This window comes from Vibrio sp. OPT20 (genome assembly GCF_963889365.1).
Classification (GTDB): domain Bacteria; phylum Pseudomonadota; class Gammaproteobacteria; order Enterobacterales; family Vibrionaceae; genus Vibrio; species Vibrio splendidus.
On the sequence record NZ_CAWPOA010000031.1, the window covers coordinates 977913 to 984773 of the forward strand.

Below are 6861 nucleotides of genomic sequence, written 5' to 3' on the forward strand. Positions count from 1 at the left end.
TCCCGTCCATTTGTCTCAATAAGCTTCGATCATGGCTGACGACAAGTACCTTGCCTTCAAACAACTGGCATTGTTCTAGTAACCAATTGCGTCCATCGTTATCCAAATGATTCGAAGGCTCATCGAGGATCAGTATGTCGTTATTTGATACGAACAGCTGATGAAGCTGTAACAGGGCGAGTTGCCCACCACTCAATGTATGGCACGGTGTGGTCAACCCGCTGATTATTTTCAATGTGGCTAAAAGTTGCTTGGTGTTCGTTTGTAAATCCCAATCCTCGCCAACGATATTGAAGTGCTGAAGTTCGCAGCTGCCTAGTTCTATGGCGTGTAATGCGTCTAACTTTTCGGTGATCCCCAAGAAGTCAGCAATGCTGGTTGTACTATCTAATAGCTTTGAAGGTAACTGGGAGTAAAAGCCTATCGGCCCTTGTCTGGAAACACTGCCTGATGTGGGTTGTGTTTGCCCGACCAGCAACGAAAGCAGTAGTGACTTCCCAGCTCCATTTCTTCCAACTAGACCTGTCAGGCGCGTGTTCAGATTAAAGGTGATGTCTTTGAATAACCACTCACCAGTATCGAGCTGGAATGAGAGATTGTTGGCTAATATAGTAGGCATAAAAATACCTCCCTTTACGTGTAAACGAGTAAAAGGGGTGAGGCGCTTTTCTATATAGAACCCTACACAGAATTCTATGTATAGATCGCCAAAGACGTTACTTAGGTAGCGTACCAATCAAAGATAGGAAATAGAGTGCTGATCTGATTTCTGTCTTTAAGGTGCTGATCTTAAAGATGTAGGTTGTCAAAAAACGGATCTTTAAGAGCTTGATTTGTCGCGAAAATAGATGACGAAGTAACGCCCACTAACCCCGAGTGTCCAAATGATTTTTATAAAAATAAATCGGATGTCAGGATGTTAGTACTTCATTATGGCGTTATTCTCTTTTGAAATGATGATGGGATGGTACTGAAAGAACGTACTCTGAGTCAATATGCTGAGGTGATTAAATTGTGTTCAAATAATTAAAGCGCCCGTGTGGCGCTTTAGTGATTTGATAGCAGAGTATCTAGAGAGCGGAAGCTCTATTGTATTTGCCCACCGACGGCTCGCCAACACATATCAAAGCTATCGTTGATGTACTTCGATGTTTGCTCTGGCGGAGACTCGCTTTGTTCAATCAGCCAGTTTGCACAAATCAGAAAGTGGCTATGGATGAAGTGCCTAACAAGGTTGATGTCTAACACCATCAGTTCACCAGTTTCTTGTCCTTTCAAAATGATCTCGTCTAATGATGCGAACATCTGTGAGACGATGACTTCTCGTGTTTGAGTCGTCGGATCGAAATGAACATTGGTGAAGAACTTCATCGCAATCGGTTTTTCTAGTGCCCATTCAATCCCAGTGATCCACATGAACTTAAAGGCTTGATAGAGATCCTGCTCAGCAATATCAGTGTGTTGTTGAAGGGTAGAGAATAGCTCCAACTTCAGCTCGCGAAACAGCTCGTCAATCAATAGAGATTTATTCTCGAAGTGGTGAAACAGCGTCGCTTTCGCCACACCAGCTGTTTTCGCTATTTGTCCAGTAGATGTGCCCTCTAGCCCCTGTTGAGAGAAGAGCAAGAGTGCAGCATCTAGGATTTTTTGTCTTTTAGTGATCATCTATTGAGTACTTTGAACAGAATCTTTTTAACTGGATTGTTGTAAGGAGGGTGCATTAACTTGGTGAAGTTAATTTTACCTCTACTTAGAACGGTTTTAGCATGACTAAAGGTCTTAAAGCCTTCAATGCCATGGTAGTGTCCCATGCCTGAAGGGCCTATGCCACCGAACGGCGCGTCTTCTGCAGCCACATGCACCAAAGAATCATTAATACACACGCCGCCAGAGTGCGTGCTCGATAAGATTAGATCTTGAGTCTGCTTATCATGACTCATCAGGTACAAAGCAAGCGGACGTTCTCTTGCTGTGATGTAGCTGATCGCTTCTTCAATAGAATCATAAGGAACGATAGGCAGTACGGGGCCAAACAACTCTTCTTGCATTGCGACCATGTCGTCGTTCACTTCGGTGAGAAGGTGCGGCGTCATTCTGTGGTTTACATCGTCTTGCGCTTGTTCGGTGACGGTGTGAACAATTGCGCCTTTAGATTGAGCATCTGTAATCACCCCCTTCAAACGATTGTATTGACGCATATCGATCACTGAAGTTAAGTCTTTGCTCTCAATGCCTGCTTTATACAGCTTTTTGAAGTATTGCTTATAAGCTGTGATGAACGCATCGACTTTTTCTCGTGGCAATAAGATGTAATCGGGCGCCACACAAATCTGGCCAGCGTTTAAGCTTTTTGCAAACAGGATGCGTTCAACGGCGTCAGCCACATCAAAGTCGGGAGCAATAATCGTTGGAGACTTGCCGCCTAACTCCAAAGTTACTGGCGTTAAGTTGTCGGCTGCTGCTCTCATTACGTGCTTACCAACAGAGGTCGACCCAGTAAATAGAATATGGTCAAACGGGAGCTGGCTAAATTTAGCGGAAACATCCGCTTCACCTTCGATAATCGCGACTTGATCTTCACTAAAGCCTTCGGCCAGCATGGCTTTTAAAACTCGGTTGGTCGCAGGAGTAAACTCGGACATCTTGAGCATTGCAGTGTTGCCCGCCGCTAACGCAGTGATGAGAGGACCTAAAGAGAGCATTATAGGAAAGTTCCAAGGAACGATAATGCCTACAACGCCCACAGGCTGATAATGAACCGTTATCTTTGCTGGCGTCAGCATCAAACCGGCTTTGCGGCGTGATGGCTTCAACCACTTCTTAAGGTTCTTATCACTGTAATTAATTTGGTGAAGAGAAGGGGTGATATCAGCAATCAAGCTGTCGTGTTTTGCGCGATGACCATAATCTTCAGACACTGCGTCAATCAATTGCTCTTGGTAGCGTATTAGCAACGCTTTTAATTCCGAGAGGTTTTTTCTTCTCTGCTCAAGCGTTGGATTAACATTACTGCGGTAGTGATCTTTTTGTCGGTTGAATATTTTATCCATGTCGTTGATGTTCGACGTGGTTGGTTCAAGGTCTAGATTATGGCTCATAGTATCCCCTAAATTCGAAAGCTGACCGATTGGTTGGTCAGCTGAAATTACAAGAAGATCGAACCGAATACAAGATATGCGCGAGAAAAGTTCAAAAATTGAGCGGTTACAACATTGAAGTGAGCGAGTTTTAGTAGGAAGAACGAAGTGTTTATAGGCCTCGAATCGTGGGATACAAGTTGTGTTTGTGATAGCGAGAGTTCTGGTAGATAAGTGGTTATATTTGTGACAACCCTGACTTAACTTGACCAGATTAGCCAAGCATTTTATGAGTCTTTGGTATTTTATTCACCTGATTTTTTGTTAGAAAGTGCTTTAAATCTAATGCGCTTCAGCCTGTTTTTTGGCCTAAAACCTTGTAATACCTTACCTGTCACTTTAAGTCGGATCGTCGATAAAAAAACGTAATCGTAACCACAAATATCAATGGTTGGACTCACTCTTAATAATATCGGTTAATGCAGCCAACAAATCGTTTTCGAACGTTTTTTGTTGGGTTATACCTCGCTATTCCAATGAGGTATCTTCTGTCGATGGCCCTATAGTGTGAGGTCTCTAGAATTGGAAAATTCGGTTAATTTGGAACGCATCCGTGCTGAGTATAATGTAAAGCACTGGAGCCAAGGTTTTTATGGAATTGATGATAATGGCGAGGTGTATGTTTCACCGAGCGAAACCGATCATCAAGTTCCTCTTAGTCAGATCGTAAAACAGTTAGAGCAGAGAAATATTGGTTTGCCTGCTCTTGTGCGTTTTCCTCAAATCGTGCATCAACGTGTGCACAATATCTGTAACGCATTCAACCAAGCGATCGACGAATATCAGTACGATAACCGTTACCTACTTGTTTACCCGATTAAAGTTAACCAACAGAAAGAAGTGGTTGACGAGATCTTAGCGAGCCAAGCTCAATTAGAGCAGAAGCAGCTTGGTTTAGAGGCGGGCAGCAAGCCGGAACTATTAGCGGTATTGGCACTGGCTCAAAAAGCGAGCTCGGTGATCGTGTGTAACGGTTACAAAGACAGAGAATACATCCGTCTTGCTCTTATTGGCGAAAAGCTGGGTCATAAAGTATTTATCGTTCTAGAGAAGCTCTCTGAGCTTGATCTTGTTCTTTCTGAAGCGAAAGCGCTTGGCGTGAAACCTCGTTTAGGTTTACGTATTCGTCTTGCTTCTCAAGGCGCAGGTAAATGGCAAGCAAGTGGTGGCGAGAAGTCGAAATTCGGTTTGTCTGCATCACAAGTATTGACCGTTATTGAACGCTTGAAAGCAGAAGATCAACTGGATGTTCTAGAGTTAGTGCATTTCCATCTTGGCTCACAAATGGCCAATATTCGTGATGTACGAAATGGTGTGAGCGAAGCAGCTCGTTTCTACTGTGAACTGCGCGATATCGGTGCTCAATTGAAGTACTTAGATGTTGGTGGTGGTTTGGCGGTTGATTACGACGGCACACGCAGTCAATCTTCAAACTCAATGAACTACGGCTTGCTTGAGTACGCTCGCAATATTGTGATGACAGTAGGGGATATCTGTAAGCTCTACAATCAGCCACAACCCGTGATCATTTCTGAATCTGGTCGTTCGTTGACTGCGCATCACGCTGTGCTTGTTACTAACGTGATCGGTACAGAAAGCTATTCTCCGGAAGATATGGCTGCGCCTGAAGTTGATGCACCAATGTTGCTAAACAACATGTGGAAGAATTTTTTAGAACTAGATGCAGGTAACGATGATCGAGCGTTGATCGAGATCTATAACGACACGCAAAGTGATATCGCAGAAGCGCACAACCAATTTGCAACAGGCATGCTGAATCTTCAGCACCGTGCTTGGGCAGAGCAGATGTCTTTGCGTATTAACTACGAACTTAGCTCTCGTATGAGCACTAAGAACCGTTACCACCGTCCTATTTTGGATGAGTTGAGCGAGCGTTTAGCCGACAAGTTCTTTGTTAACTTCTCGTTGTTCCAATCGTTGCCAGATGCTTGGGGTATCGATCAGGTATTCCCTGTATTACCTCTAAGTGGTTTGGATAATGCGGACGAGCGACGCGCTGTTGTATTGGACATCACATGTGACTCTGACGGTACGATTGACCAGTATGTTGATGGCCAAGGTATTGAAACGACTCTGCCAGTTCCTGCATGGAACCCAGATGAACCATACCTGATGGGCTTTTTCTTAGTAGGCGCATACCAAGAGATCTTGGGTGATATGCATAACCTATTTGGTGATACTCACAGCGTAGTGGTCAACGTTGACGAAAGCGGTGAAGCGAATATCGACTACATCAACGAAGGCGACACGGTTGAAGACATGATGCGTTATGTTCATATCGATATGGATCTAATTCGTCAGAACTACAAAGAATTAGTAACGGCGAAAGTACCAGCGCAAGAGCAGCAAAGCGTACTTGAAGAGTTAGAGCAAGGCTTGATGGGTTACACCTATCTTGAGGATTTTTAATGAACGATCTATTTACCAAACCAGATTACTCGCTGTATTCCAATGCGATGACTTTTATGCGTCGTCCATTGGTACAGAACCCAATTGATAACGATGCTGATGTGGTTGTGTTGGGCGCGCCGTTAGATATGGCGACGTCTGGTCGACCGGGTGCTCGTATGGGTCCTGATGCGATTCGTCGTGCGTCGGTAAACTTGGCGTGGGAAGGTAAAAAATTCCCTTGGGACTTCAATGTATTTGAATACACCTCGGTGATTGATGCTGGCGACCTTGTGTTTGATTGTGGTGATGCAGAAGACCTAACTCAGCGTTTAGAAGCGGCTGCTGATGCGATTCTAAACAGTGGTAAAACTTTGTTAGGTTTAGGTGGCGATCACTTCATTACACTGCCTTTGTTAAGAGCATACGGCAAGAAGTTCGGTGAGATGGCTCTGATTCACTTCGACGCGCACACTGACACTTACAGTCAGGGCAGTCGTTACGATCACGGCACTATGTTCTACCATGCGCCAAATGAAGGTTTAATTTCGCCTGAACATTCAGTGCAAATTGGTATTCGCACTGAGTATAAACAGGAAGGTCACGGCTTCAATGTCATTAATGCGATGCAAGCGAATGACATGAGCGTGGATGAGATCATTGCTCAAGTGAAAGGCATTGTTGGTGATAAGCCAGTTTACCTAACGTTTGATATCGATTGTCTGGATCCTGCTTTTGCTCCGGGTACAGGTACGCCAGTATGCGGCGGTTTGAACTCAGATAAAGTCCTGAAAATCATCCGCGGTTTGCAGGGCATTAACATGGTCGGTATGGATGTTGTTGAGGTTTCACCTGCGTATGACCAAAGCGAGATTACAGCATTGGCTGGTGCAACTATCGCACTTGAGCTGCTTTATGTTTGGACGGCAAATCGCCTCGCTAAATCATAGTGTTTGATTGTTAAAAGCGTAACGCTACATACTGATTTTAAAGCCCACTAAGTTTCAACTTAGTGGGCTTTTTTTGGATACCTCGAAATATCCATTTGCAACTTCTACTCATTGTCCCTGCATACCCATTCAATACTCTAACGGTTGTATATGTAATTGACGCCATATACGGTGTTTGAACAGTTTCTCATCAGCTTTGTGCTACACCTTGTCTCAAATATGGGATTTAGTTCTTCTTTGGGGTTTAGGTATATATCGACCCTATCAATCGCCTATAAATCCTAATGATTTATCAACTTTATTACTGTATATATTTATAAAAATTTGAGGTGTAATTAAGATGTGCGTTTTATTGCATATTAATC

The 6861-nt window shown here is 43.8% G+C and carries 5 protein-coding genes; 2 read left to right on the forward strand and 3 right to left on the reverse strand.

The genetic code is table 11. The annotated features are described in order from the left end of the window. The 3 genes from AACR09_RS05600 to AACR09_RS05610 form a co-directional block, all read right to left on the reverse strand. Positions 1-619 (reverse strand): ATP-binding cassette domain-containing protein (locus tag AACR09_RS05600; protein WP_228010951.1); only part of this gene is annotated, 619 nt, incomplete at its 3' end. A gap of 467 nt (positions 620-1086) precedes the next feature. Then, the gene (locus AACR09_RS05605; RefSeq protein ID WP_193836137.1) at positions 1087-1665 is read right to left on the reverse strand and encodes a TetR/AcrR family transcriptional regulator; all 579 of its coding nucleotides are present in this window, start codon (positions 1663-1665) and stop codon (positions 1087-1089) included. Next, entirely contained in the window at positions 1662-3098 is a 1437-nt protein-coding gene (locus AACR09_RS05610) for a coniferyl aldehyde dehydrogenase (RefSeq protein WP_193836138.1), read from the reverse strand. Before AACR09_RS05610 ends, AACR09_RS05605 begins: the two co-directional genes overlap by 4 nt. Before the next feature lie 561 nt (positions 3099-3659). Between AACR09_RS05610 and speA the strand changes: the two genes are divergently transcribed. Together speA and speB are read left to right on the forward strand one after the other, a co-directional pair. Next, positions 3660-5567, forward strand: a complete 1908-nt coding sequence (gene speA, locus AACR09_RS05615; protein WP_265575723.1) for an arginine decarboxylase — start codon at positions 3660-3662, stop codon at positions 5565-5567. Beyond that, entirely contained in the window at positions 5567-6496 is a 930-nt protein-coding gene (speB, locus tag AACR09_RS05620; RefSeq protein WP_102571075.1) for an agmatinase, read from the forward strand. Before speA ends, speB begins: the two co-directional genes overlap by 1 nt. Positions 6497-6861 lie beyond the last annotated feature (365 nt).

What these genes read in the sequence shown, in the direction of transcription:
- AACR09_RS05605 (WP_193836137.1), bottom strand. Translation starts at nt 1,665, where the DNA reads ATGATCACTAAAAGACAAAAAATCCTAGATGCTGCACTCTTGCTCTTC.
- speB (WP_102571075.1), top strand. Translation starts at nt 5,567, where the DNA reads ATGAACGATCTATTTACCAAACCAGATTACTCGCTGTATTCCAATGCG.
- AACR09_RS05610 (WP_193836138.1), bottom strand. Translation starts at nt 3,098, where the DNA reads ATGAGCCATAATCTAGACCTTGAACCAACCACGTCGAACATCAACGAC.